The sequence below is a fragment of the Nocardioides sp. genome, from assembly GCF_025964975.1.
Lineage (GTDB): Bacteria > Actinomycetota > Actinomycetes > Propionibacteriales > Nocardioidaceae > Nocardioides.
In genome coordinates this window covers 19,890-42,639 of the sequence record NZ_JAOPXV010000125.1, presented here as the reverse complement: position 1 = coordinate 42,639, position 22,750 = coordinate 19,890, and the positions used below count along the sequence as shown (strand labels likewise).

Below are 22,750 nucleotides of genomic sequence, written 5' to 3'. Positions count from 1 at the left end.
TTCCCGCCGCCGGCGCCGACCGTCGTCTCACGGCGAACCGACGATGTGCAGGACCAGCCACTCCAGCGTGGACTCGACCACGATCCCGAGCGCCTCGTCCTGCGAGAGCGCCGCGCGTTTCGGCACCTTCAGACCATGATCGGCCTCGGGCACGATGACCATGTCGAGACCCGGGACGTCGGCGGGGAACTCCCCGGGTCGACCCATGGGATCGCACTCACCCTGCACCACGAGCATGGGTAGCCCGGCCCCGCGGAGCTCCGCCACGCGTGTCTTCTCAGGGCTTCCCGGCGGATGCAGCGGGAAGGACAGCGCCAGCACACCGCGTGCCCCCAGCCCCTTGGCACAGCGCGTGCCCGACCTGGCACCCGCCGACCGCCCGCCCACCACCAGCGGGGTGCGACCGCGCAAGGCGTTGGCCGCCGCCACCAGCCCGGCGTCCAGGGTGGGCGGGGGCGTCGCCACCTTGCGACCAGCCACGTGCCACGGCTGCTCGAAGAGCATCACGCTGACGCCCTGCTGAGGAAGGGTACCCGCGAGCGCCAGCAGGTCCGGGGCGTCCACGCCGCGGCCGGCGCCATGACTGAGGAGCAGGGTGGCGATCGGCCGGGTCGCACGACGGACGTGGAGCCGCCCTTCGCCGTACGGCGTCGCAACGCTGCGGAGCACCGGCTTGATCATGAGGAGACCTCCTCCAGGGGCAGCGGCTCGACGAGTTCGGGACCGTTGTTGCGCACGTTGCTCACCAGGCTGGCGACCGGATAGGCCTCGAGGCTCCCGGGGGCGGCGGGCACGAGGAGCGACAACTCACCGCCGACTCGGGGGTCGAGCCACTCCCTCCAGCGGTCGCGTTCGACCATGAGCGGCATCCGGTCGTGGATGTGGCCGAGCGAGTCCTCCGCCTGGGTCGTCAGCACGGTGCAGCTCCAGCGGAAGCGCTCGGAATCGTCTTCGGACCGGGTGGGGTCGCGCCAGATCTCGTACAGACCAGCCATGGCGAGGACGCCGCCGTCGGCGGGACGGATGAAGTAGGGCTGCTTGACCGGCTTGCCCTTGGCGTTGGTCAGCGAGGTGGGGTACCACTCGAAGTAGCCGTCGGCGGGGAGCAGGCAGCGGCGGACGGCGAAGGCTCGTTTGAAGGCGGGCTTCTCGGCCACGGTCTCCATCCGGGCGTTGATCATCCGGTTGCCGATGCTCGGGTCCTTCGCCCAGGACGGGACCAGGCACCAGGTCAGGACGCGGAGCTGCCGTTGGGGAGGGACGGGACTGTACTTGCCCGGCGACCTCTCCACCACGGCGTAGACCTCCTTGGTGGGTGCCACGTTGTAGTCAGCGGCCAGTGGCGCAGGCGTGCGGTCCTCGATGACCTCGAACTCCTCGATGAGGTCGTCGGAGCTTCGAGACGAGGCGTAGCGGCCGCACATGTGGCCACCCTAGTGAACGGCGTCATGTCGGGGCGGGGATCGCGGTACGGCGCGCGACGGGGCCGGCGGTGCCGGGGTCCACAGGGGTGGACGCGGGATTCGCCGCATCGTGTAGGAAGGACACATGACCGTCACCAGAATGCTCGCCCGACCCATGTTGGCCTCCGTGTTCGTGGTGGGCGGTGTCAGCGCCCTCAAGAACGCCGAGGCACACGCCGTGGCTGCCAAGCCGGTCACCGACAAGGTGGTGCCGCTGGCCCAGAAGGCGATGCCGCAGCTGCCGATCCCCACCGACGCCACGACGCTGGTCCGCATCAACGCCGCCGCCCAGATCCTGGCCGGCGCAGCGCTGGCGACGGGCCGGGCTCCGAGGCTCTCCGCCTCCCTGCTGGCGGCGACACTCCTCCCCACCACGGCAGCGCGACACCGTTTCTGGGAGGAGGGCGACCCCGCCGTCAAGGCCGACCAGAAGGTCCACTTCGCCAAGAACCTCTCGATGCTGGGGGGCCTCCTCCTGGCAGGCGTCGACACCGACGGCAAGCCCGGCCTCGCCTGGCGGGCACGTCGTGCGGCGAAGGACGCGAAGCGTGAGGGTCGTCAGCTCGCGAAGGCAGCACGCAACGAGGCCAAGCTCGCCAAGGCCCACCTCAGCTGAACGCACAGACGATGGAGCACCCGGCACCGTTAAGGTCGTCCGGGTGACCTCGTCCCCTGCCGACCTGTGGCCGGCCCCTCGCCCGGCCGCGCCGGTCAGGGCGATCGTCTCGCTGCCGGGCAGCAAGTCGTTGACCAACCGGGCGCTGGTCCTCGCCGCCCTCGCCGAGGGTCCGAGCGTCGTACGCCGACCGCTGCGCTCGCGCGACACGGTGCTGATGGCTGCCGGGCTGGCCGCCATGGGCGTCGGCGTGGCCGACGACGGTGACGACTGGAAGATCACCCCGGCCGCACTCATCCGCGACGCCGACGTGGACTGCGGACTGGCCGGGACGGTCATGCGGTTCGTGCCGCCCGTCGCCGGGCTGTCGACGGGCACCGTCGCCTTCGACGGCGACCCGCACATGCGCCGGCGTCCCGTCGGGGAGGTGCTCGGCGCCTTGGCCTCGCTCGGGATGAGCATCGACGACGGCGGGCGAGGAGCGCTGCCCTTCTCGGTGCGCGGCACGGGATCGGTCCGGGGCGGCACCGTGGTGATCGACGCCAGCGCCTCGTCGCAGTTCATCTCCGCCCTGCTGCTGGCGGGCGCGCGCTACGACCGTGGCGTCGACGTCCGCCACGACGGCAAGCCGGTGCCCTCGTTGCCGCACATCGAGATGACTCTCGCGATGCTGCGGTCACGCGGGGTCGAGGTCGACGACGCCGACGCCAACCGCTGGGCCGTGGTCCCCGGGTCGATCGCAGCACTCGACGAGGCCATCGAGCCGGACCTGTCCAACGCCGCGCCGTTCCTGGCCCTGGCCGCGACGACGGGTGGCACCATCACCATCCGCGACTGGCCGGCGAGCACGACCCAGCCGGGCGCCGACCTGCGCGAGGTCCTGAAGCAGATGGGGTGCGAGGTGTCGCTCGACGACCTCGGACTGACCGTCCGTGGGACCGGGCAGATCCACGGCGTCGACCTCGACCTGCACGACATCGGCGAGCTCACCCCGGCGATCGCTGCCCTGTGCGCCCTGGCCGACTCGCCCTCCCACTTGCGCGGCGTGGGCCACATCCGGGCCCACGAGACCGACCGGTTGGCGGCGCTCGCAGCCGAGCTCGGCGCCCTGGGTGCCGACGTGACCGAGCGCGCCGACGGTCTCTCGATCCGGCCCGCCCCCTTGCACGGCGGCGTCTTCAGGACGTATGCCGACCACCGCATGGCCCACGCCGGGGTGATCATCGGCTCGGCCGTCGACGGGGTGCTGGTGGAGGACATCGCGACCACGTCGAAGACCTTCCCCGACTTCGCCGCTGCCTGGCTCGGCGTGGTGGGCGCCGACCAGTCCCGTCCGGACCTGACGGGGACCCCGTGAACAACCGCTACACCGACCACGACCAGGAGCACTACGAGCGCCCGCGCCGTCGCACCCGGCCGCGGACCAAGGACCGGCCCACCTACGACGACGCAGTGGACGGCGTCGTGGTCACCGTCGACCGTGGCCGCTTCACGCTCCTGATCGACGGCGCCCGGGTGATGGCGATGAAGTCGAGGCCGCTGGGCCGCAAGGGCGTCGTCGTCGGGGATCGCGTGCGCGTCGTCGGCGACGTCTCCGGTGCAGACGGTTCACTGGCACGCATCGTCGAGGTCGTGCCGCGGACGACGACGCTGCGCCGTACTGCCGATGACGACGACCCCGTCGAGCGCGTCATCGTCTCGAATGCCGACCAGCTCGTCGTGGTCACCGCCCTCGCCGACCCTGAGCCCCGGCCGCGACTCATCGACCGCGCGCTCGTGGCGGCCTTCGACGCCGGGATGGCCCCGCTGCTGTGCCTCACCAAGGCCGATCTCGCGGACCCGGAGGTGCTCCTGTCCACCTACCGCTCCCTCGGTGTGCCGTGGGTGGTGACCGAGCGCGGCGGCGACCTGGCCGAGGTGCGTGAACGGCTCCGCGGGCGGACGAGCGTGCTCGTCGGGCACTCCGGTGTCGGCAAGTCCACCCTGGTCAACGCGCTCATCCCCGACGCCAACCTCCGCGTAGGCGTGGTCAACGCGGTCACCGGTCGAGGCCGCCACACCTCGACCTCGGCCTACCTGCTGGAGCTCCCCGGTCCGGACGGCAAGGGCGACGGCTGGATCATCGACACCCCCGGTATCCGGTCGTTCGGGCTCGCGCACGTGCAGCCGGAAGACCTGATCAGCGCGTTCCCCGACCTCGAGGAGGTGACCGAGGACTGCCCGCGGGGGTGCACCCACGGCACGGACGAGCCCGAGTGCGGCCTCGACGTCGCCGTCGCCGCCGGCCAGTCGGACCCCGACCGCGTCGAGTCCTTCCGTCGGCTCCTCACCGCACGCGAGGGCGCGCACGAGTGGTGAGCTAGCCCCAGACGGCGCGTGACCCGGAGTCGCCGGCGAGGAACACCAGCACGAGCAGGGCCACCGACACGGCGACGAGCAGCACCACGGCCACCCAGCCGAGCGCGCCACGGGAGACCTGGGCACCGCGGCCCGAGGCGAGGGCGGAGGGGCCGCCCAGGGCCCACGCCCCCATCATCGCTGCGACCACGAACATCAGGGACACGTTGCGGAACAGCTCTCCCCAGTCCTCGTGCTCCTCGACGAGCGGACCCAGCGCCGGGCGCGAGTCGAGGAACGCCCCGCCCGCCTGCACCGCCACGACGGCAGTGATCGCGACTACAACGCCGAGGACCACCAGCGGCCACCGGAGCAACCAGCGCCACTTCGGGATCGCGGCGTAGACGAGACCCGTCAGTGCGGCGAGAGGGGCGAGGACGACGACGACGTGGACGACGAGGAAGTGCAGCGGCAGACCGTTGATCTCCATGGATGCACCGTAGTGGCACCCGCTGGCCATAGCCTGTGGGTCATGCCCATCTCCGGTCCGTCCGACTACACCGACGACCTGCGTCTCGCCCACGTGCTCGCCGACGACGCCGACTCCCTCACGATGGCGCGGTTCAAGGCGCTCGACCTGCACGTGATGAGCAAGCCCGACCTGACGCCGGTGTCCGACGCCGACCAGGCTGTCGAGGAGGGGATCCGGCGCACCCTCTCGCGCGCCCGGTCCCGCGACGCCGTCCTGGGCGAGGAGCAGGGATCCAGCGGCCACAGCCAGCGGCGATGGATCGTCGACCCGATCGACGGCACCAAGAACTTCGTCCGCGGCGTCCCGGTCTGGGCCACCCTGATCGCCTTGGCAGTGGACGACGAGGTGGTGCTCGGCGTCGTCTCCGCGCCGGCGCTGCAGCGACGCTGGTGGGCGTCCAAGGGCCACGGCGCGTGGACGGGCCGCTCGTTGCTGAAAGCGACGAAGTGCGAGGTCTCCGACGTACGCCGCCTGGAGGACGCCTCCCTGTCCTACAGCTCGCTCTCCGGGTGGGACGAGCGCGACCGCCTGCAGGACTTCATCTCGCTGTCCCGGCGCTGCTGGCGCACCCGCGCGTATGGCGACTTCTGGTCCAACATGCTGGTGGCCGAGGGCGCCCTCGACCTGGCGGCCGAGCCGGAACTAGAGCTCTACGACATGGCCGCCCTCGACGTCATCGTCCGCGAGGCCGGGGGCAGGTTCACCTCCCTCGACGGCACTGCCGGGCCCTACGGCGGCAACGCGATCGCCAGCAACGGGCACCTCCACGAGTCCGCGCTGGCGTTCCTGGGGTCCCTGCCGCACGACGACACGGACCCTGACTCGCGGCCGGACGGCGCCGGCTCGGTGCACGACCTCCGCGCTCGGCAGGCCCCGCAGACCGACTGATGGGCCGCTTGTTTCCACCAGCATCGTCCTAGCGCTAGCGTGGCAGCAGAATTCAAAAACTGCGGAGGAAGCCATGCGCATCAACGACGTTCTCAACGCGAAGTCCAGTCGCGACGTGATCACGATCGGTCCGGACGCATCCATCCGTGACCTGGTCGCCCTGCTGACCGAGCACAACGTGGGCGCCCTGATCGTCAGCGCAGACGGCGAGTCCGTGGACGGGATCATCAGCGAGCGGGACGTCGTACGCCACCTCAACGGCCGTCCCGACGTGCTCGACGCGCAGGTCTCCGAGATCATGACCACCGACGTGCGCACGTGCGAGGCCGATGCGGCCCTGACCGACCTCATGCGGGTGATGACCGAGCACCGTGTGCGACACGTGCCCGTGCTGACCGGGGGCAAGCTGACCGGGATCATCAGCATCGGCGACGTGGTGAAGAATCGCATCGGCGAGCTCGAGTTCGAGCGCGACCAGCTGGACACCTACCTCCACCAGACCTGACCAGAACATCTGGTGTGAACAGGCACAAACCAGACCTATCGGAAGGCACCACCATGGACAAGCCAGACGTCGACCCGCACATCGGAGACGCCCCCGCCGACCTGGAAATCACCGACCTCGTCGAGGGTGACGGTGCCGAGGCGAAGGAAGGCTCCAACGTCTCCGTCCACTACGTCGGCGTGGCCCACTCCACCGGCGAGGAGTTCGACGCGTCCTACAACCGCGGCGACCCGCTCAAGTTCCGGCTCGGCATCGGCCAGGTGATCTCGGGCTGGGACACCGGCGTCCAGGGCATGAAGGTGGGTGGCCGCCGGCGCCTCGTCATCCCGCCGCACCTCGGCTACGGCAACCGCGGAGCCGGCGGCGCCATCAAGCCCGGCGAGACGCTGATCTTCGTCGTGGACCTGCTCGCGGTCAGCTGAGCCCGCACGGTCGGAGTCACCTGACGCGTCACCAGGGGACGTCGATCTCCGTCTCCCCCGACGCGACGCGCGCCGCCTGACCGGCCAACGCGACGACGTCGCCAGCGACGAGCTGGCGGCCTCGTCGCGTCTCGACGTCGCCGTTGACACTGACCTGACCGTCGGCGAGCAGCGGCTTGGCGTCGGAGCCCGCGTCGATCAGGTTGGCCAGCTTGAGGAACTGTCCGAGCCGGATCGCCTCGTCGCGGATCGGGACGTCGACGGGCACAGGGACGGGGTCGGTCGTTGGGTCGGTCACGCGCTCAGTGAACCACCAGCGAGATCGTGTGGATCAGTACGCCGACGAGCCCGCCCACAATCGTGCCGTTGATGCGGATGAACTGCAGGTCTCGCCCCACGTGGAGCTCGATCTTGCGCGCGGCCTCCTTGCCGTCCCAGCGCTCGATGGTGTGGGTGATCACCGCCGTCAGCTCGGCGCCGTAGCGGGACACGGTGAAGACGGCCACGTCTGCGGCTGCCTTGTCGAGCTTGCTGCGGAGCGCGGCGTCGCTCGCGATGAGGTCGGCGAAGGCCTTGAGCTCGACGAGCAGGCGCTTGCGGACGGCGCCCTCGCGATCGCGCATCGAGCTCAGGAGCGCCGAGCGCATCGCCTTCCACAGCGAGATGGCGGTGGTGACGACCTGGGGGTGGTCGAGAAGCCTGTCCTTGAACCGTTCGGCGCGGTCCTGGGTGGCGGCATCGGTCAGGAGGTCATGGGCGAGCTGCCGGAGCATGGAGTCCAGCGCCTCGCGCGCGTGGTGGTCGGGGTTGTCCCGGATGTCGGCGACCCAGCGGATGGCCTCGAGGTGGAGCCGCTGGGTCACAGCCTCGTTGAGCCGCGGGGGCGCCCACCACGGCGCACGCTCGGCGAGCACGTCGATGAAGGTGTCCCCGTTGTGCACCAGCCACCGGTGGAGCTCCTCGAGCGCCAGGTCGACCACGCCGTGGTGCAGGTCGTCGCTGACCAGCTCGGTGAGCAGGGTGCCGAGGAGGGGCGCGATCGGCTCCTCGCGGAAGCGCGGCACGAACGCCTCGGTGACCAGGTCGGCGATGTGCTCGTCACGGATCTTCCCCAGGGCGATGGCGGCCACCTCGGAGACCTCGTCGACGACCCGACGGGCGTTGGCGGGGTCGGAGAGCCAGTCGCCCACGCGCTGCGAGATCGCGGCCGCGACCACGCGTTCGCGGATGATGTCCTCCTGCAGGAAGTTCTCGCCGACGAACTCCTCCAGGCTCTTGCCGAGCTCGTCCTTGCGCTTGGGGATCAGCGCGGTGTGTGGGATCGGGATTCCCAACGGGTGCTTGAAGAGCGCAGTCACGGCGAACCAGTCCGCGATCGCACCGACCATGGAGGCCTCCGCGCCGGCGTTGACGAAGCCCCACGCGCCGTCGCGGTCCAGCGTTGCGGCGTACACGATGGCAGCGAAGACCAGGAGCGAGACGGCCACCGTGCGCATCCGTCGCAGCCCCCGGCGGCGCTCCTCGTCCGCACCCGGGTCGGGCGTGATGATCGACATCGGCGGCAGTGTGGGCACGCGAGGATCCTCTCAGGCGGCCCGATAGATTGACGCGCATGTCGCGCACCGTGCTCACCTTCGGCACCTTCGACGTCTTCCACGTCGGGCATCTCCGGGTGCTCGAGCGCGCTGCTGGGCTGGGCGACAGGCTCGTCGTCGGCGTCTCGGCGGATGCCCTGAACGAGAAGAAGAAGGGTCGCGTTCCTATCTTCAGCGAGCGTGAGCGGCTGGCCATCGTGGCAGCACTCCGGGTCGTGGACGAGGTGTTCATCGAGCACAGCCTCGAGGCCAAACGCGACTACCTCATCGAGCACGGAGCAGACGTCTTGGTCATGGGTGACGACTGGGCCGGCAAGTTCGACGAGTTCTCCGACGTGTGCGAGGTGGTCTACCTCGCGCGGACCCCCGCCATCTCGACGACCGCGATCATCGAGCACATCGCGGAGATGTAGGGCACGAGCGATCTCCACTTGTAGGCTGACGGCTCGCCCTTGAGAGAGAGTCCACCGCGTGCGATCCGTCCGGCTCCTCTTGGCCACCCTCGTGCTGCTGGCCATCACCATCACCAGTGGACCGGTGGCAGCCGCACCGGTCTCGTCGCCGGCCCCTTCGGCGTACGGCGCAGACGATGCATCGCCGCTCGCGCGCGACCGCACGCTGGACCTGCGCGACGCCTACCTCGAGGCCGCCTCCGACGTCTCGCAGCGTGGGGCCCGCTATGGCCCAAGAGACGTCAGTCCGCGCCCGAGCGACCCGCCCAACGGGTCGGGCGAGCTGTCCTGGGACCCGGCGGCCCCGCGCGAGCGGCTGTGCGGCTCGACAGCGTGCGTGCACTACGTCGCCACCACCTCTGACGCTCCACCCCTCGCGGCCACCGACGGCACGACCCCGGACTGGGTACGCCGCAACCTCGTCGTGGCCGAGTTCTCGCTGGCCCGCATGAGCGAGCTCGGTTATCCCTCCCCGCCCACCGACGAGGGCCGGGGTGGCGGTGCCCAGTTCGACATCTACCTGGCCGACATCTCCCGCGCGGGTCTCTACGGCTACTGCGCCCCCGAGGCCCCCGTCCCCGGCGCGCCGGGACTCGCGTCGTCGTACTGCGTCTTCGACAACGACTTCCGCGGCTTCCCCATGGCGGCAGACGAGAGCCTGCGCGTCACCGCTGCCCACGAGCTGTTCCACGCGGTGCAGTTCGGCATGGACGTGGGCGAGGACCGCTGGTTCCTCGAGTCCACCGCGACCTGGATCGAGGAGCAGGTCGCCGACGACGTCAACGACAACCGGCAGTTCCTCGTCGCGGGACAGCTCGCCGAGCGAAGCACCCCACTCGACCATGCAGGCGTCGGCCTCGGTAGCTACGGGAACTGGATCGTCTTCCAGTTCCTGGCCCAGCGTCACGGCGTCGACGCGGTGCGGCAGATCTGGGCCCTGGCCGGTGCCGGGCCCGGCGCACCGGATCACTTCTCGGCGCAGGCCGTGCGCCGCTTCGTGGAGAGCCGCGGGAGGAGCATGACCCGGGTCTACGCGGCGTTCGCCGCCGCCAACATGGTGCCGCGCCGTTCCTACGACGAAGGGTCCAGCTACCGGGCCGCGGCAGCCGACCGGACCGTCCGCATGGGCGCTCGCCAGCGCTCCTGGCGAGCTCGTCGGATTGCTGCTCCGCACCTGAGCTCGCGTGCCATCGACGTACGAGCCCTTTCCGGCCACCGGGGCGGATCTCGGCTCCGGATCACCGTGGACGCCGAGCGACCCCGCGGAGCGATCGCCACCACGCTGGTCTTCCTGAAGTCCGGGAAGGTGGCCCGGGCGCCCATCCTGCTGGACGACCGCGGCACCGGTCAGAGGTTCGTCGCCTTCGGCCGATCGCGCGTCCGTCGAGTCGTCCTGCTGCTCGTCAACGCCTCCACCCGCTACGCGTGCGGACGGCAGACGGAGTTCGCGTGCCACGGACAGCCCTTGGACGACCGCCAGCGCTTCGCGGTGACCGTCACGGTTGTCCGTTGATCACGTCCCTGACGTAACCTCGCGGAGACGGCTGCTCGGGCCGACGACGAAGGGAATGTTGCGTGCGTAGGTCGTCAACCATGCTTGTCGTGGTGCTTGGACTGTTCCTGGCCCCGATGTCCGGCGGCGTGACCCTCGCCGCGGCATATCCGACGTCCCCGCCCGCCGAGCCGTCGTCGCGCGAGGCGGTGTCCCCGCTCGGCACTGCCGGTCGCGTGCTGGCAGGCGACGCCCGCGCCACCGACCCGTCGGCCACCCTCGCGCTGCGCGACCTGTGGATGGCACGCCCCGACCTCACCGGCACCGAGGCGGTGGAGGCGACCGCCCTGCTGGCTCGTCCCACCGACGGCGCCGCTGACCCCTTCGACAACGGCTACACCGTCCCTGCCACCCGGGAGTGCGGCGTCGAGGTGTGCGTCCACTACGTGACCACCACGGCCGACGCTCCCCCGAGCCCCGAGTGGGTCGCCCTCACCCTGTCCACGATGGAGGCCGTCTACGACCGCGAGGTGCACCAGCTCGGCTACCGCGCTCCGCGCAAGGACGGCGTCGACGGCGGCGACGCGCGGCTCGACGTCTATCTCAAGGACCTCGGCGCCGGGCTCTACGGCTACTGCGCCGCGGAGCGCGACAAGTCTGCCCGCACGGCCAGCGGCTTCTGCGTCCTCGACAACGACTACGCCCCCGCCCAGTTCCCCGCCAAGACGCCGGAGGACAACCTCCGGGTCACCGCGGCGCACGAGTTCTTCCACGCGGTCCAGTACTCCTACGACTACGCCGAGGACCCGTGGATGCTCGAGTCGACGGCCACGTGGATGGAGGAGCAGGTCTTCGACGACGTCAACGACAACAGGCAGTACCTCCGCCAGAGCCAGCTGCAGGCGCCGTACGTCCATCTCGACGCCTTCAGCACGACGTTGGGCTTCCAGTACGGCAACTGGATCTTCTGGGAATACCTCACCGAGCGCTTCGGGACGGGATTCGTCAAGAAGGCGTGGTTGGCCGCCGGCACCCGGCGCACGGACGGCCGCAACCACTCCATCGATGCTGTCAAGGCAGTGCTGCGCAAGAAGAAGCAGAGCTTCACCGACGTGTACGCCGACTTCGCAGCCGCCAACACAACGCCGGCGCTCACCTATGCGGAGGCCCCCGGGGTGGCGGAGTACGCGGACCCGCTGCCGCTCGCCGACGAGACGCTGAGCCGAGCCGACAAGCGGCACGTGGAGCGCAAGAAGGTCGACCACCTCTCGGCGGAGGCCATCCACCTCAAGCCGGCCGCCGAGCTGAGCGGTCCCAGGTGGAAGCTGCGCGTCAACATCAGCGGACCCCGACCCAGCTCGAGTCCTGCCGCTCGCCTCGTCGTGCACAAGGTCGACGGCACGGTGGCGACCCGACGGGTGAGGTTCACCAGCCGCGGCCGCGCGCAGACGCTGGCCCCCTTCAGCTCGGCCAAGATCGTCGCCGTGACCGTCTCGGTCGCCAACGTCTCCACGCGCTTCAGGTGTGGTCGGGGCACCGATCTGGTCTGCCAGGGCACTGCGCTGGATGACAACGTGCCGTTCACGGTCGTCGCCAAGGCGGTCAAGGCGAAGCGTCGGGGCTGACGTCCAGGACGGCCTGCAGCACCGTCTCGCAGTGGCTGACCAGCTCCGGCAACGACCCGGTGCGCTCGTCGGTCGGGACGGCCGTCCAGCTCAGCGCGCGGTCCTCGACATAGGCCCACCACGCGTGCACGACGGGTCTGGTCGCCGGGGCGAGCCCCAGCGCGCCGACGACCCGGTCGGTGGAGACCGAACGCACCGAGTCGTAGACCTCGCTCACCCGGGGGTCGGCGACACCGCTGCCGTGCACGAGCGTGAGGTAGAACGAGCGGCGCCGCTCGATCTGCTCGACCATCGCCGTGACCATCCCCCAGACCTGGTCCGCCCCGCTCGCAGATTCATCCGGGGCGGTGTTGCGCAAGATGCGCCGGCCCGCCGCTGAGATGCACGCGAGGTAGAAGTCGGTCTTGGTCGGGAAGTAGTGGAACAACAGACCGCGCGAGATCCCTGCCTCCGCGGCGACCTGGTCCAAGGAGAGGTCCTGGATCGGCGTCTCGATGATCATGGCGAGACCGATGCCGACCAACTGACGACGCCGGTCGTCCGCACTCAGCCGGCGACGTGATGGATCGGACACGCTATTGAGCATTGCTCAACAGTATGCGTAGGGTCAACCCATGGACTTCTCCCTCTCGCCCCGCGCCGCCGACCTGCAGGCGCGCGTGCGCGCGTTCATGGACACCGAGATCGAGCCCCTCGAGGCCGACATGCACGAGCGCATCAAGCAGGCGCGCGAGAGCGGCGGTGACAGCTGGACGCCCGACCCTCGGATCAAGGAGCTGCAGGCGAAGGCACGTGCGCAGGGCCTGTGGAACCTGTTCCTGCCCGCGGAGCACGCCGGGTCGTACGCCGCCGACTTCGGCACCGACGGCGGCGAGGGGCTCAGCAACATCGACTACGCCCCGCTCGCCGAGACGATGGGCCGCTCCTTCCTCGCTCCGCTCATCTTCAACTCCAACGCGCCGGACACCGGCAACATGGAGGTCCTGCTGCGCTACGGCACCGACGAGCAGCGAGCCCAGTGGCTCGAGCCGCTCCTGCGCTCGGAGATCCGCAGCGCCTTCTGCATGACCGAGCCCGACGTCGCCTCCTCGGACGCGACCAACATGGAGGCGACGGCGATCCGCGACGGCGACGAGGTCGTCATCAACGGGCGCAAGTGGTTCTCCACCGGCGTCGGCAATCCCGAATGCAAGATCCTCGTCTTCATGGGGCTGACCTTCCCCGACGTCGACCGCCACTCGCGCCACACCATGGTGCTGGTGCCGCGGGACGCACCCGGCGTGAAGGTCGAGCGGATGCTCACCACCATGGGCTACTACGACGAGCCCCTCGGCCACGGCGACGTGACCTTCGACGACGTGCGGGTGCCGGCCACCAACATCCTCCTCGGCGAGGGGCGGGCCTTCGAGATCGCCCAGGGGCGCCTTGGCCCCGGTCGGGTCCACCACTGCATGCGCGCCATCGGGCTCGCCGAGCGCGCCCTCGAGCTCGCCTGCGACCGCGCGCTGAGCCGCAGCGCCTTCGGCAAGCCGCTCGCCAACCTCGGCGGCAACCGCGAGCGCATCGCGGACGCCCGCATCGCGATCAACCGCTCCCGCCTGCTGGTCATGCATGCCGCGTGGCTGCTCGACCAGGGGATGTCGATCGAGGCCCTGTCGGCCGTCAGCGAGATCAAGGTTGAGGTGCCCAACATGGCCCTCGACGTCATCGACATGGCGATCCAGCTCCACGGCGGTGCCGGGATGACCGACGACTTCGCCCTGGCCGGCGCCTACGTCGGCGCGCGATCGCTCCGCCTCGCCGACGGACCCGACGAGGTGCACCGCAACGTGATCGCCAAGATCGAGCTCGGCAAGTCCGGCGCCAGGACCAGCGCATGAACGCCACGACCCCGCGCCGCGTGCTGGTCACGGGCGCCGCGTCCGGCTTGGGTGAGGCGCTCACCAGCACGTTGCGCATCCGGGGCGACGAGGTGCTCGCCACCGACCGGGTCGCCGCGGACGGCATCGACCTGGTCCTGGACATCACCTCCGGGGACGACTGGACGGCCGCGCTCGGACTCGTCGAGGAGCGCTGGGGCGGCCTCGACGTCCTCGTCAACAACGCCGGGGTGGCCGGAGGCGGCCGGATAGAGCTGTGCTCGATGGACGACTGGCGGTGGATCACCGAGATCAACCTCTTCGGAGTCGTTCGCGGCGTGCAGACGTTCACGCCGATGCTCAAGGCGCAGCGCTCGGGCCACATCGTCAACGTCGCCTCCCTCGCCGGGCTGGTCCACCCCGCCGGGATGGGCTCCTACAACGCGGTCAAGGCGGCCGTCGTGGCGTTCACCGAGACGTGCGGGCACGAGCTTGCGGCGTACGGAATCCGCGCCAGCGCGGTCTGCCCCTCCTACTTCCGGACCAACCTGCTGGACTCGATGCAGGGCCAGGACGAGACCCTCGCGCGCATGATCACCGAGCTGGTCGAGGGTTCGGACATCACCGCCGACGACATCGCCTCAGCCGTGCTTGCCGGCATCGAGGCCGGCGAGGACGTGATCGTGCCCGACGAGGCGGCGCGCCAGGCCTACTTCCTCAAGTGGGCCGACCGTGCGGCGTACGACAAGGTCATGCGGCACCAGGCAGCACGGCTGGACGCCCTGTCGTGAACGCCGAGGTGCCCGGCGCCCGCGCGGTACGCGAGGAGGACTCCTTCGACGTCGGTGCCGTCGCCTCCTGGCTGCGAGCCACCGCCGTCGGCGAGGCCGGGCTCGAAGGCACTCCTGAGGTGCGGCAGTTCTCCGGAGGTGCGTCCAACCTGACCTACCTGCTGCGCTACCCCGACCGTGACCTCATCCTGCGACGGGCGCCGCAAGGCACCAAGGCCAAGGGCGCGCACGACATGCGTCGCGAGTTCGTGATCCAGTCGGCGCTCGCGCCGGTGTTTCCCTACGTCGCCCCGATGGTCGGATTCTGCGACGACGAGTCGGTCCTCGGTGGTGACTTCTACGTGATGGAGCGGATCGACGGCCTGATTCCTCGCAGCACCTGGCCGGCTGATGTCCCCCTGACACCCGAGCAGGCGCGGCAGGTGTGCCTCAACGTCGTCGAGGTCTACGCCGAGCTGCACAGCGTCGACGCGGAGAAGGCCGGCCTGACGCACCTCGGCAAGGGCGCGGGCTACGTCCGGCGCCAGGTCGAGGGCTGGTCCACGCGTTACCGCAACGCGCACACCCCCGACAACCCGGAGCTCACCGAGGTGATGGCCTGGTTGGACGCCCACCAGCCCGCCGACGTGGCCACCTGCGTGATCCACAACGACTTCAAGGTGGACAACCTGGTCTTCGCGGCCGACGACCCGACCCGGGTCATCGGCGTCCTGGACTGGGAGATGGCGACCTTGGGTGATCCGTTGATGGACCTCGGTGGCGCGTTGGCGTTCTGGATCCAGGCCGACGACTCCGAGGAGCTCCGCCTGACCAAGCGGGTGCCCACCGACCTGCCGGGCATGATCACCCGCGACGAGTTCGTGCAGCGCTACTGCGAGCGGATGGGGTTCGACCTGACCCCCGAGGCGTGGCGCTACTACGAGGTCTTCGGCCTGTTCCGCAACGCGGTCATCGCCCAGCAGATCTACTACCGCTACTTCCACGGCCAGACCAGCAACGAGATGTTCGCGCTGTTCGGCCCCGGCGTGCAGATCCTCGACCGTCGGATCGCCGAGCTGCTCGCGTGATCACCCCACGACGTTCTTCTCCCCCTCTCCGCTCCCCCGAACAACGACGCGGGGACCCCGCGTGACTCGTATCTTGCTTGTGCGCCACGGACAGGCCTCGTGGGGAGCCGCCGACTACGACCAGCTCTCGAGCCTGGGCGAGTCCCAGGCGCGTACGCTCGGCGCCGCCCTCGCCGGCCAGGGGATCACCCCCGAGGTGCTCCTCTCGGGAGCGATGAGGCGGCACCGGCAGACCGCCGTCGGGGCCTGCGAGGGCGCCGGCTGGGAGCTCCCGGTCGCGACGGACGACGGGTGGAACGAGTTCGACCACCTCCAGGTCCTGTCCCGTCACCCAGCCCCCGAGGGCGTCGACCTGACGGTGGACCGGCGCGCCTTCCAACGGTGGTTCTCCGATGCCACCCTTCGCTGGACCGCCGGCGAGCACGACGACTACGACGAGTCCTTCGCCGCCTTCTGCGAGCGGGTCTCCGCCGCGTTCGAGCGGACGATCGCCGCTCTGGGGTCTGGTGGCACCGCCGTCGTCTTCACCAGCGGGGGTCCCCTTTCCTGGGCCGCCGCGGCCGCGCTCGGCAGCGATCCCGACCTGTGGCTTCGCCTCAACCAGGTGACCCTCAACGGCGGCGTCACGAGCTTCGTCGTCGGCTCGCGTGGTGCCACCCTGCTCGCCTTCAACGAGCACACCCACCTCTCCCCCGCCGACCAGACCTACCGATAGGACCCTCCATGCCCACCGTCCTGATCACCGGCGCCTCCGCCGGGCTCGGCGCCGAGATGGCGCGCCAGTTCGCGGCCCTCGGCTACGACCTGGCCCTGTGCGCGCGGCGTACCGACCGGCTCGACGAGCTCGCAGCCTCCTTGTCCTCCGTCCGAGTCAGCGTGAAGGCCCTCGACGTCAACGACCACGACGCGGTCTTCCGGGTCTTCGAGGAGTTCCGGGCGGAGTTCGGCACCCTCGACAAGGTCGTCGTCAACGCTGGTCTCGGCAAGGGCCAACCGCTCGGCACCGGTCGCTTCGACGCCAACCTGGCCACGGCGCAGACCAACTTCATCGGTGCCCTCGCCCAGACCGAGGCGGCCGCACGCATCTTCCGCGAGCAGAACTCGGGCCACCTCGTGATGATCTCGTCGGTCTCGGCGCTGCGCGGGATGCCCGGGAACATCACGACGTACGCCGCCACGAAGGCCGCCGTCGCCCACCTCGCGGAGGGCTTCCGCGCCGACGTGATGGGCACCCCGATCAAGGTCACGGTGCTCTATCCGGGCTACATCGTCTCCGAGATGTCCGCCACGTCGAAGACCACGCCGCTGGTGGCCTCCACCGAGCGCGGCGTCCGCGCCATGGTGGCCGCGATCGAGAAGGAGAAGTCGTCCGCCCGGGTGCCGGCCTGGCCGTGGGTGCCGATCGGGTTCGCGCTCGAGCACCTGCCGCTGCCGATCGCCCGCAAGCTGATGGGCTGAGCGGTCTCGCCGTACGGCGCCCGCAGCGCCGGCCCAGCGGTGCCACAGCCCCACTTCCGCGTACCGAAGGTGGCTCACGCACCGCCAGGGCTGAGCGTCAGCGGCCGCCGCGGGCTTCGAGCGCGTCGGTGAGCAGCCCGACGAGGGCCTCGAGCTGGACGTCGACCGACGACGCGATCTCGTCGGCCCCGTCGAGCGCCCGAGCAGCGAGTCCTGCCTTGGAGTCGATGAGCTCGGCGATCTTCGAGTCGATCGTCTGCGCGGCGATGATCCGCCACGCGGTGACGGGCTCGGACTGACCGATGCGGTGGATCCGGTCGATCGCCTGGGTCTGCTCGGCGTCGGTCCACGACAGCTCCGCCAGCACCACGTTGGACGCGACCTGGAGGTTCAGGCCGACGCCGGCGGCGCTCAGCGAGCAGACGATGATCGAGGTCTCGGGGTCCTTGGTGAACGACTCGATCGCCGCGGCGCGTGCCTTGGCACTCTGGTCGCCCCGGATCGAGACGAAGCTGATGCCCCGCTTCTCAAAGCTTGCCTGGGCCTCGTCCATCACGTCGATGTGCTTGGCGAAGAAGACGACCTTGCCGACGCTGCGCGCCAGCTGCGCGGTGTAGTCCGCGGCGAGCCCGGCCTTGGCCTGGCCGATGCGACGCATCATCGAGAAGACGTTCTCGCCGTCCTTGGCCGACTCCATGTCCTCGCGCTCCCACTTGGCGACGCGTCGGACGAGGTCGAGGTCGATGCCGTCCACGACGACCTTCGTGGTCCGCGCCTCGAGGGCGGCGTCGTAGCGGGAGACGAGGCGACGCGACAGGTTGCGTTCGGCGTCGCGGATGGAACGGCCCTCGGCGCCTTCGAGCTCGACGGGGAGGTCGGCCACGCGTCGCGCCGGGATGTCGGCGGCGACGTCGATCTTGCGGCGCCGGACGATTCCCATCTCGATCACCGATCGGCGGGCGTTGGGATAGAACCCCGGCTCCCCCGGCATCAGCCCGGTGTCCTCGAGCTTGTTCATCAGCGCCGGCAGCGGCTTGTGGTCGTCGATCCAGCCCAGGAACTGCCAGATCGCCCGGAAGTCCTCGATGTCGTTGATCAGGGGCGTGCCGGTGAGGGCCATCAGCAGCGGGCGTGCGACGCGGGTCCGGAGGCGCTCCGAGAGCTCGAGCACGTGCTGGGATCGCTGCGAGCTCTTGTTCTTGATGAAGTGCGCCTCGTCCACGACCATCCCGCGGAAGCCGTGGTTGCCGAGCCACTCGACGTGTCGGTCGAGGACCTCGTAGTTGACGACGATGATGTCGGCGAAGCCGTCGACCTCCTCGCCGTCGCCGTGGATGACCGTGACGGAGCGGTTGGGGGTCCACAGGCTGGCCTCGTGGGCCCAGTTGGCCTTGACGACGTTGGGTACGACGCAGAGCAGCGGCCACGCATGGGCAGCCTGCGCGGCGAGCAGCGCCTGCGCGGTCTTGCCCAGACCGGGCTCGTCGGCGAGAAGGAAGGTGCGGTGTCCGGCGGCGGCAGCGGCCACGAGCTGTGCCTGGTGCGCCATCAGCGCAACTCCGGGGACGGGGACGGAGTCCGGCATTCTCATGCACGCGGAGGCGCCGCCACCGACGTACTCGAAGGACTTGAAGAGGGGCTCGAGGAGCTCCCAGTTGGCCAGTCGGCCGGACTGGACGCGATGTTCCTCGGCGGCCGAGAAGTCGGGCTTGAGGAAGGGGTTGGCCAGCTGGCGCGAGATCACCGACTGCGGAGTCGTGCGCCGCGAGGACGTGGTCGCTGCGGTCTCGGGCTTGGGGCCCTCGACCTCCTCGGGGATCTCGATCCCTGCCGACTTGAGCATCTGGCGCTTGAGCGCTCGGGCTCCCTCGGACACCTCGGCATCCTCGGCCAGCAGCTGGAGCAGGGAGGTGTCGCGGGCTGCGGCCCGCGCCAGGATCGTGGCGATGCCGTCGAGGCGCTTGAGCTGCTCGGCCTTGCGGCCCTCGCCGAGCTCGGTGTCGGCGTCGAGGCGCTGGCGCTCGTCGCGCACCAGCAACGCGACCACCTGGAAGGTCGCTCGGCCGTGCGGCGCCACCTTGCCGCGCTCGGCTGCCTGCTCCACCTCGCGCACCGACCTGGCGAGCACCGGGATGATGCCTTCGTTGTCCTTGCGGATCACCTTGGTGCCGCCGCGTCGTGCGGTGGATGTGCGCCGGCTTCGCTGAGCCACTCAGTTCCTCCTCGAGTTGCCCGTCGCGCCTCGCGACAGACAGCACTACCTGCGTCGCAGCAGACTTGGGCGGCATGGCGGCGACGCAGAACCGGCGGGCGCCACGTGACAGAGGAGTCACGTGCGGCACTGGATGAGCCGGGGCTCCGACACCGAACCGGGTGGTCCAGCGACGAAGGCGAGGCCCATCCTACCTCGACGCCACCCGGATGCGTGCACCCACGTGGCGCGCTCATGGCAGGCTGGGCGGATGACCGCCTCCGAGCTCGACCCAGCGACGGGAGGCGAGATCAGCACCGCGCGGCGCGGCCGGCCGGGCTACGACCAGGAGACCGTGCTCCGTCGAGCGATCGACCTCTTCAACCGCCAGGGTTACGACGCCACCAGCATGGGCGACCTGGCCCGCGAGCTCGGGTTGTCCAAGTCTGCGATCTACCACCACGTCCCCAGCAAGGAGCACCTGCTCGCGTCCGGTCTCGACGAGGCGTTGGGGGCGCTCAGCAGCACCGTCACCACCATTGCGGCCACCAGCGACAAGCCGGCGGAGGAGCGCCTCCGTGCGGCCATCCGGTCCTCGGTCGAGATCCTCGTCGCGCACCTCGCGGCGGTGACCCTGTTGCTGCGGGCCCGCGGCAACAGCGAGGTGGAGCAGGCCGCCCTCGAGCGGCGCCGGGCGATCGACGACGCCTTGGCCGAGCTCGTCCGCGACGCCGTACGAGAGGGCAGCCTACGCACCGACATCGAGCCCGAGCTCATCAGCCGGCTGCTGTTCGGCATGGTCAACAGCTCGACCGAGTGGTTCCACACCGGCGGGTCTGTCGACGCAGGGGCGCTGGCCCACGCCATCACCGGCATTGCCTTCGACGGCCTGTCCCAGCGTCCGCTCGCGACGGACCAGCAGGACGCTCAGGCGTCGAAGTCCACGACCACTTCGTCGGAGACCGGGAACGTCTGACACGTCAGCACGAAGCCACGGGCCACTTCGTCGTCGCCGAGGGCGTAGTTGCGCCTCATGTCGACCTCGCCGCTCGTCACGTGCGCCCGGCAGGTGCCGCACACGCCGCCCTTGCAGGCGAAGGGAAGGTCGCTGCGCGAGACAGCTGCGCCGTCCAGGATCGAGGTCCCCCGGGGCATCGGCGAGGTGGCCGTCCGGCCGTCGAGCGAGATCGTGACCTCGCTGACGTCGCCCTCGACGACCTGCTCGGGACGGTCCAGCTCGGGTGGCGGTTGATCGACGTAGAAAAGCTCGAAGTGCACCCGATCCTCGTGCAACCCCAGCTCGGCGAGCACCTGACGCGCGTCGGCGATCAGCCCGAACGGACCGCACAGCCACACGTGGTCCACGGCCCCGACCGGCACGAGCAGGGTGATCAGCCGGTGCAGTCGCTCCGCGTCGAGGCGCCCGGAGAACAGCTCGACGTCGCGCGGCTCGCGGGACAGCACGTGCACCAGCTCGAGCCGTTCGCGGTGGCGGTTCTTCAGGTCTGCCAGCTCCTCGGCGAACATCACCGACGAGGTCCGCCGGTTGCCGTACAACAGCGTCACGCTCGCCTCGGGGTTGCGGAGCACGGTGGACGCGATCGACAGCATGGGGGTGACGCCCGACCCCGCGGCGATGCACAGGTGGCGGCCGGGCAGGTCCTCGCTGGCCGTGAACGACCCGCTCGGCGTCTGGACCTCGATCACGTCGCCGGGCCGCACCTCGCGGGTCAGCCAGCGGGAGAACAGACCATCGGGGATCTCGCGTACGCCGATGCGAGGGGCTGCTCGGGTCGGCGCGCAGATCGAGTAGGACCGTCGGTGCTCGGTGCCGTCGATCACCCGACGCAACGTGAGCGACTGGCCGGCCGCGAACGAGAAGTCCTCGCGCAGGTCGTCGGGGACGTCGAAGGTGATGGCTGCGGAGTCGTCGGTCAGGACCTCGACGGAAGAGACCGTCAGCGGGTGGAAGCCGCGTGCGGGTCGGGACGTCGGTCGGGGCATGTCGAGCATCAGATCTCCTTGACGTGCTCGAAGGGCTCGAGGCAGTCGTTGCACTGGTAGAGCGCCTTGCACGCGGTCGGACCGAACTCGGACGTCAGCCGCACGTCGGCACTCCCGCAGCGCGGGCAGTCGATCGCGCGGCGGACCGGCGCCAGGCTGAGCTGCACGGGGCCGGTCGGGCTCGGGCCGGGGGCGGAGAGTCCGTGGGCGCGGAGCTTGCGCCGTCCCTCCGCGGTGATCCAGTCGCTCGACCAGGCCGGGCTCAGACTGACCTTCACCTCGACCTCGGCGTATCCCGCGTCGCTCAACGCGTGCACGAGGTCGTCGCGCATGGTCGCCATCGCCGGACAGCCTGAGTACGTCGGCGTGATCGTGACGCTCACGCCAACCTCGCTCTCGGTGACGTCGCGGAGCACGCCGAGATCGACCAGCGTCAGCATCGGCATCTCGGGGTCCACGACGGTGCCGGCGATCTCCCGGGCGCGCGTGCGCCCGGCGGCGAGGGTGGTCACCACTTCCCCAGCGGATGGGCGCGAGCGACGACCTGCATCTCGGCGAGCAGGTGACCCATCTCCTCGGTGTGACGCCCGATGCGCCCCATCGGGCCGGTGCCGGACGGGGGAAGATCCGGGCGCTCCAGAGCGGCCATGGCGAGGACGTGGTCGACGACCGCGTCCACCTCCTCGGTGAGCACAGCGGGGTCGACCCCGAAGCGCTGCTCGGAGGCGAGGGTCTCGACCTGCGTGGACCTCGACAGCTCGGCGTATGTCGGCCACACCGTGCGCAGCCCGGCGACCAGACGCCGCCGCGACTCCTCGGTGCCGCCGGCCAGGGTCACGAACCAGCGGCCGGCATAGTCACGGTGGTAGGTGACCTCCTTGACGCCCTTCGCCGCGATGGCCGACAGGACCGGGTCGACGCTGGTGGCCAGCCGCTGCAGAAGGGCGAGGCGGTGGGAGGAGAAGAGGAGCAGCCGGACGATGGTGACGGCGAAGTCGCCGTTGAGCGCTTCGACGTAGCCCATGTTGCGAAAGGCGTGCTCGTCGCGGAAGAAGGCCAGCGCGTCCTCGGGCGGGACCGGCGAGCCCTCGGGCATCTGCGGCACCACCGAGGCGTCGGCAGCGGCCGCTCGGGCGAGCAGCAGCCGCGCCTGGCCGAGGAGGTCGAGGGCGATGTTGGCCAGCGCGATGTCGTCCTCGAGGTCCGGGGCGTTGCTGGTCCACTCGGAGAGCCGATGGGCATAGATCAGCGCGTCGTCGCCGAGCATCAGGCAGTACGCCGCCAGGGCAGCGCCGTCGACGCCTGCCGGGATCATGGTGTCGACGCCCGCGAGCGGGTCCTCGAAGTCGGTGCCGAAGGCCCACTGGGAGGAGTCGCCCCCGAGCAGTCCGTCGTAGACGGATTCATGGTCTAGGTCCAGGTCATCCATGGCTAGTTCCTTCAGCATCCGGGG

25 protein-coding genes are annotated in these 22,750 nt (G+C 70.3%); 15 read left to right on the top strand and 10 right to left on the bottom strand.

Annotated elements, in window-relative coordinates; all coding sequences use genetic code 11:
* Window positions 1-27: 27 nt before the first annotated feature.
* Entirely contained in the window at window positions 28-681 is a 654-nt protein-coding gene (locus JWN68_RS09320) for an alpha/beta family hydrolase (protein WP_297737978.1), read from the bottom strand.
* Window positions 678-1,424 carry an SOS response-associated peptidase gene (locus JWN68_RS09315; RefSeq protein WP_297737974.1) on the bottom strand — a complete coding sequence of 249 codons (747 nt, stop codon included), beginning with the start codon at window positions 1,422-1,424 and terminating at the stop codon, window positions 678-680. The genes JWN68_RS09320 and JWN68_RS09315 overlap by 4 nt, the downstream gene beginning before the upstream one ends.
* 124 nt (window positions 1,425-1,548) lie before the next feature.
* Here JWN68_RS09315 and JWN68_RS09310 point away from each other — a divergent pair, with 124 nt between their 5' ends.
* The 3 genes from JWN68_RS09310 to rsgA are packed head-to-tail and all read left to right on the top strand — an operon-like array spanning window position 1,549 to window position 4,437.
* Window positions 1,549-2,079 carry a DoxX family membrane protein gene (locus JWN68_RS09310; RefSeq protein WP_297737971.1) on the top strand — a complete coding sequence of 177 codons (531 nt, stop codon included), beginning with the start codon at window positions 1,549-1,551 and terminating at the stop codon, window positions 2,077-2,079.
* A 43-nt stretch (window positions 2,080-2,122) separates the two neighbouring features.
* On the top strand, window positions 2,123-3,436 hold the full coding sequence (aroA, locus tag JWN68_RS09305; protein ID WP_297737969.1) for a 3-phosphoshikimate 1-carboxyvinyltransferase: 1,314 nt from the start codon (window positions 2,123-2,125) through the stop codon (window positions 3,434-3,436).
* Window positions 3,433-4,437, top strand: a complete 1,005-nt coding sequence (gene rsgA, locus JWN68_RS09300) for a ribosome small subunit-dependent GTPase A (RefSeq protein ID WP_297737966.1) — start codon at window positions 3,433-3,435, stop codon at window positions 4,435-4,437. The genes aroA and rsgA overlap by 4 nt, the downstream gene beginning before the upstream one ends.
* Window position 4,438: 1 nt before the next feature.
* On the opposite strand, the gene JWN68_RS09295 is transcribed toward rsgA, so the two are convergent.
* The gene (locus tag JWN68_RS09295; RefSeq protein ID WP_297737963.1) at window positions 4,439-4,906 is read right to left on the bottom strand and encodes a DUF2231 domain-containing protein; all 468 of its coding nucleotides are present in this window, start codon (window positions 4,904-4,906) and stop codon (window positions 4,439-4,441) included.
* Window positions 4,907-4,948: 42 nt separating this feature from the next.
* Here JWN68_RS09295 and JWN68_RS09290 point away from each other — a divergent pair, with 42 nt between their 5' ends.
* The 3 genes from JWN68_RS09290 (at window position 4,949) to JWN68_RS09280 (ending at window position 6,763) form a co-directional block, all read left to right on the top strand.
* Window positions 4,949-5,836: an inositol monophosphatase family protein gene (locus JWN68_RS09290; RefSeq protein WP_297737960.1), complete on the top strand. Its 888-nt coding sequence runs from the start codon at window positions 4,949-4,951 to the stop codon at window positions 5,834-5,836.
* Window positions 5,837-5,909: 73 nt separating this feature from the next.
* Window positions 5,910-6,341 (top strand): CBS domain-containing protein, encoded by a 432-nt coding sequence (locus JWN68_RS09285; RefSeq protein WP_297737955.1) that lies wholly within the window; start codon window positions 5,910-5,912, stop codon window positions 6,339-6,341.
* Between the two features lie 53 nt (window positions 6,342-6,394).
* Window positions 6,395-6,763 (top strand): FKBP-type peptidyl-prolyl cis-trans isomerase, encoded by a 369-nt coding sequence (locus JWN68_RS09280; RefSeq protein WP_297737952.1) that lies wholly within the window; start codon window positions 6,395-6,397, stop codon window positions 6,761-6,763.
* Between the two features lie 28 nt (window positions 6,764-6,791).
* Here the strand turns inward: JWN68_RS09280 and JWN68_RS09275 are convergent, their stop codons facing one another.
* A complete protein-coding gene (locus JWN68_RS09275) occupies window positions 6,792-7,013 on the bottom strand; it encodes an RNA-binding S4 domain-containing protein (protein ID WP_297738018.1) in 222 nt (73 codons plus the stop codon).
* A 52-nt stretch (window positions 7,014-7,065) separates the two neighbouring features.
* Window positions 7,066-8,337 (bottom strand): DUF445 domain-containing protein, encoded by a 1,272-nt coding sequence (locus tag JWN68_RS09270; RefSeq protein ID WP_297737949.1) that lies wholly within the window; start codon window positions 8,335-8,337, stop codon window positions 7,066-7,068.
* A 38-nt stretch (window positions 8,338-8,375) separates the two neighbouring features.
* Here JWN68_RS09270 and JWN68_RS09265 point away from each other — a divergent pair, with 38 nt between their 5' ends.
* From JWN68_RS09265 to JWN68_RS09255, 3 genes are all read left to right on the top strand, one after another.
* The gene (locus JWN68_RS09265; protein ID WP_297737946.1) at window positions 8,376-8,771 is read left to right on the top strand and encodes an adenylyltransferase/cytidyltransferase family protein; all 396 of its coding nucleotides are present in this window, start codon (window positions 8,376-8,378) and stop codon (window positions 8,769-8,771) included.
* Between the two features lie 58 nt (window positions 8,772-8,829).
* Complete coding sequence (locus JWN68_RS09260; protein WP_297737943.1) at window positions 8,830-10,323, top strand: MXAN_6640 family putative metalloprotease; 1,494 nt, start codon at window positions 8,830-8,832, stop codon at window positions 10,321-10,323.
* 89 nt (window positions 10,324-10,412) lie between these two features.
* On the top strand, window positions 10,413-11,927 hold the full coding sequence (locus JWN68_RS09255; protein ID WP_297737940.1) for an MXAN_6640 family putative metalloprotease: 1,515 nt from the start codon (window positions 10,413-10,415) through the stop codon (window positions 11,925-11,927).
* Here JWN68_RS09255 and JWN68_RS09250 read toward each other — a convergent pair.
* Window positions 11,905-12,501 (bottom strand): TetR/AcrR family transcriptional regulator, encoded by a 597-nt coding sequence (locus JWN68_RS09250; RefSeq protein WP_297737937.1) that lies wholly within the window; start codon window positions 12,499-12,501, stop codon window positions 11,905-11,907. The two genes, JWN68_RS09255 and JWN68_RS09250, sit on opposite strands and share 23 nt — an antisense overlap.
* A 40-nt stretch (window positions 12,502-12,541) precedes the next feature.
* Between JWN68_RS09250 and JWN68_RS09245 the strand changes: the two genes are divergently transcribed.
* From JWN68_RS09245 to JWN68_RS09225, 5 genes are all read left to right on the top strand, one after another.
* The gene (locus JWN68_RS09245) at window positions 12,542-13,807 is read left to right on the top strand and encodes an acyl-CoA dehydrogenase family protein (protein WP_297737934.1); all 1,266 of its coding nucleotides are present in this window, start codon (window positions 12,542-12,544) and stop codon (window positions 13,805-13,807) included.
* Complete coding sequence (locus tag JWN68_RS09240; protein WP_297737930.1) at window positions 13,804-14,577, top strand: SDR family NAD(P)-dependent oxidoreductase; 774 nt, start codon at window positions 13,804-13,806, stop codon at window positions 14,575-14,577. Before JWN68_RS09245 ends, JWN68_RS09240 begins: the two co-directional genes overlap by 4 nt.
* Window positions 14,574-15,644 (top strand): phosphotransferase family protein, encoded by a 1,071-nt coding sequence (locus JWN68_RS09235; protein ID WP_297737927.1) that lies wholly within the window; start codon window positions 14,574-14,576, stop codon window positions 15,642-15,644. The genes JWN68_RS09240 and JWN68_RS09235 overlap by 4 nt, the downstream gene beginning before the upstream one ends.
* A gap of 61 nt (window positions 15,645-15,705) precedes the next feature.
* Entirely contained in the window at window positions 15,706-16,359 is a 654-nt protein-coding gene (locus JWN68_RS09230; protein WP_297737925.1) for a histidine phosphatase family protein, read from the top strand.
* Between the two features lie 8 nt (window positions 16,360-16,367).
* Window positions 16,368-17,102 carry an SDR family oxidoreductase gene (locus JWN68_RS09225; RefSeq protein ID WP_297737923.1) on the top strand — a complete coding sequence of 245 codons (735 nt, stop codon included), beginning with the start codon at window positions 16,368-16,370 and terminating at the stop codon, window positions 17,100-17,102.
* Between the two features lie 97 nt (window positions 17,103-17,199).
* Here JWN68_RS09225 and JWN68_RS09220 read toward each other — a convergent pair whose 3' ends face one another.
* The gene (locus tag JWN68_RS09220) at window positions 17,200-19,314 is read right to left on the bottom strand and encodes a DEAD/DEAH box helicase (RefSeq protein WP_297737921.1); all 2,115 of its coding nucleotides are present in this window, start codon (window positions 19,312-19,314) and stop codon (window positions 17,200-17,202) included.
* Window positions 19,315-19,564: 250 nt separating this feature from the next.
* Here JWN68_RS09220 and JWN68_RS09215 point away from each other — a divergent pair, with 250 nt between their 5' ends.
* Window positions 19,565-20,269, top strand: coding sequence for a TetR/AcrR family transcriptional regulator (locus tag JWN68_RS09215; RefSeq protein ID WP_297737918.1), 705 nt, complete (start codon window positions 19,565-19,567; stop codon window positions 20,267-20,269).
* On the opposite strand, the gene paaE is transcribed toward JWN68_RS09215, so the two are convergent.
* The 3 genes from paaE to paaC are packed head-to-tail and all read right to left on the bottom strand — an operon-like array spanning window position 20,221 to window position 22,726.
* On the bottom strand, window positions 20,221-21,306 hold the full coding sequence (gene paaE / locus JWN68_RS09210) for a 1,2-phenylacetyl-CoA epoxidase subunit PaaE (RefSeq protein WP_297737915.1): 1,086 nt from the start codon (window positions 21,304-21,306) through the stop codon (window positions 20,221-20,223). The two genes, JWN68_RS09215 and paaE, sit on opposite strands and share 49 nt — an antisense overlap.
* Window positions 21,306-21,812, bottom strand: a complete 507-nt coding sequence (paaD, locus tag JWN68_RS09205; protein WP_297737912.1) for a 1,2-phenylacetyl-CoA epoxidase subunit PaaD — start codon at window positions 21,810-21,812, stop codon at window positions 21,306-21,308. The genes paaE and paaD overlap by 1 nt, the downstream gene beginning before the upstream one ends.
* The gene (paaC, locus tag JWN68_RS09200; RefSeq protein WP_297737909.1) at window positions 21,806-22,726 is read right to left on the bottom strand and encodes a 1,2-phenylacetyl-CoA epoxidase subunit PaaC; all 921 of its coding nucleotides are present in this window, start codon (window positions 22,724-22,726) and stop codon (window positions 21,806-21,808) included. Before paaC ends, paaD begins: the two co-directional genes overlap by 7 nt.
* Between the last annotated feature and the right edge of the window lie 24 nt (window positions 22,727-22,750).

What these genes read in the sequence shown, in the direction of transcription:
- JWN68_RS09265 (WP_297737946.1), top strand. Translation starts at nt 8,376, where the DNA reads ATGTCGCGCACCGTGCTCACCTTCGGCACCTTCGACGTCTTCCACGTC.
- JWN68_RS09280 (WP_297737952.1), top strand. Translation starts at nt 6,395, where the DNA reads ATGGACAAGCCAGACGTCGACCCGCACATCGGAGACGCCCCCGCCGAC.
- JWN68_RS09320 (WP_297737978.1), bottom strand. Translation starts at nt 681, where the DNA reads ATGATCAAGCCGGTGCTCCGCAGCGTTGCGACGCCGTACGGCGAAGGG.
- JWN68_RS09315 (WP_297737974.1), bottom strand. Translation starts at nt 1,424, where the DNA reads ATGTGCGGCCGCTACGCCTCGTCTCGAAGCTCCGACGACCTCATCGAG.
- paaC (WP_297737909.1), bottom strand. Translation starts at nt 22,726, where the DNA reads ATGGATGACCTGGACCTAGACCATGAATCCGTCTACGACGGACTGCTC.
- paaE (WP_297737915.1), bottom strand. Translation starts at nt 21,306, where the DNA reads ATGCTCGACATGCCCCGACCGACGTCCCGACCCGCACGCGGCTTCCAC.
- JWN68_RS09295 (WP_297737963.1), bottom strand. Translation starts at nt 4,906, where the DNA reads ATGGAGATCAACGGTCTGCCGCTGCACTTCCTCGTCGTCCACGTCGTC.
- JWN68_RS09310 (WP_297737971.1), top strand. Translation starts at nt 1,549, where the DNA reads ATGACCGTCACCAGAATGCTCGCCCGACCCATGTTGGCCTCCGTGTTC.
- JWN68_RS09215 (WP_297737918.1), top strand. Translation starts at nt 19,565, where the DNA reads ATGACCGCCTCCGAGCTCGACCCAGCGACGGGAGGCGAGATCAGCACC.
- JWN68_RS09225 (WP_297737923.1), top strand. Translation starts at nt 16,368, where the DNA reads ATGCCCACCGTCCTGATCACCGGCGCCTCCGCCGGGCTCGGCGCCGAG.
- JWN68_RS09285 (WP_297737955.1), top strand. Translation starts at nt 5,910, where the DNA reads ATGCGCATCAACGACGTTCTCAACGCGAAGTCCAGTCGCGACGTGATC.
- JWN68_RS09290 (WP_297737960.1), top strand. Translation starts at nt 4,949, where the DNA reads ATGCCCATCTCCGGTCCGTCCGACTACACCGACGACCTGCGTCTCGCC.
- JWN68_RS09240 (WP_297737930.1), top strand. Translation starts at nt 13,804, where the DNA reads ATGAACGCCACGACCCCGCGCCGCGTGCTGGTCACGGGCGCCGCGTCC.
- JWN68_RS09245 (WP_297737934.1), top strand. Translation starts at nt 12,542, where the DNA reads ATGGACTTCTCCCTCTCGCCCCGCGCCGCCGACCTGCAGGCGCGCGTG.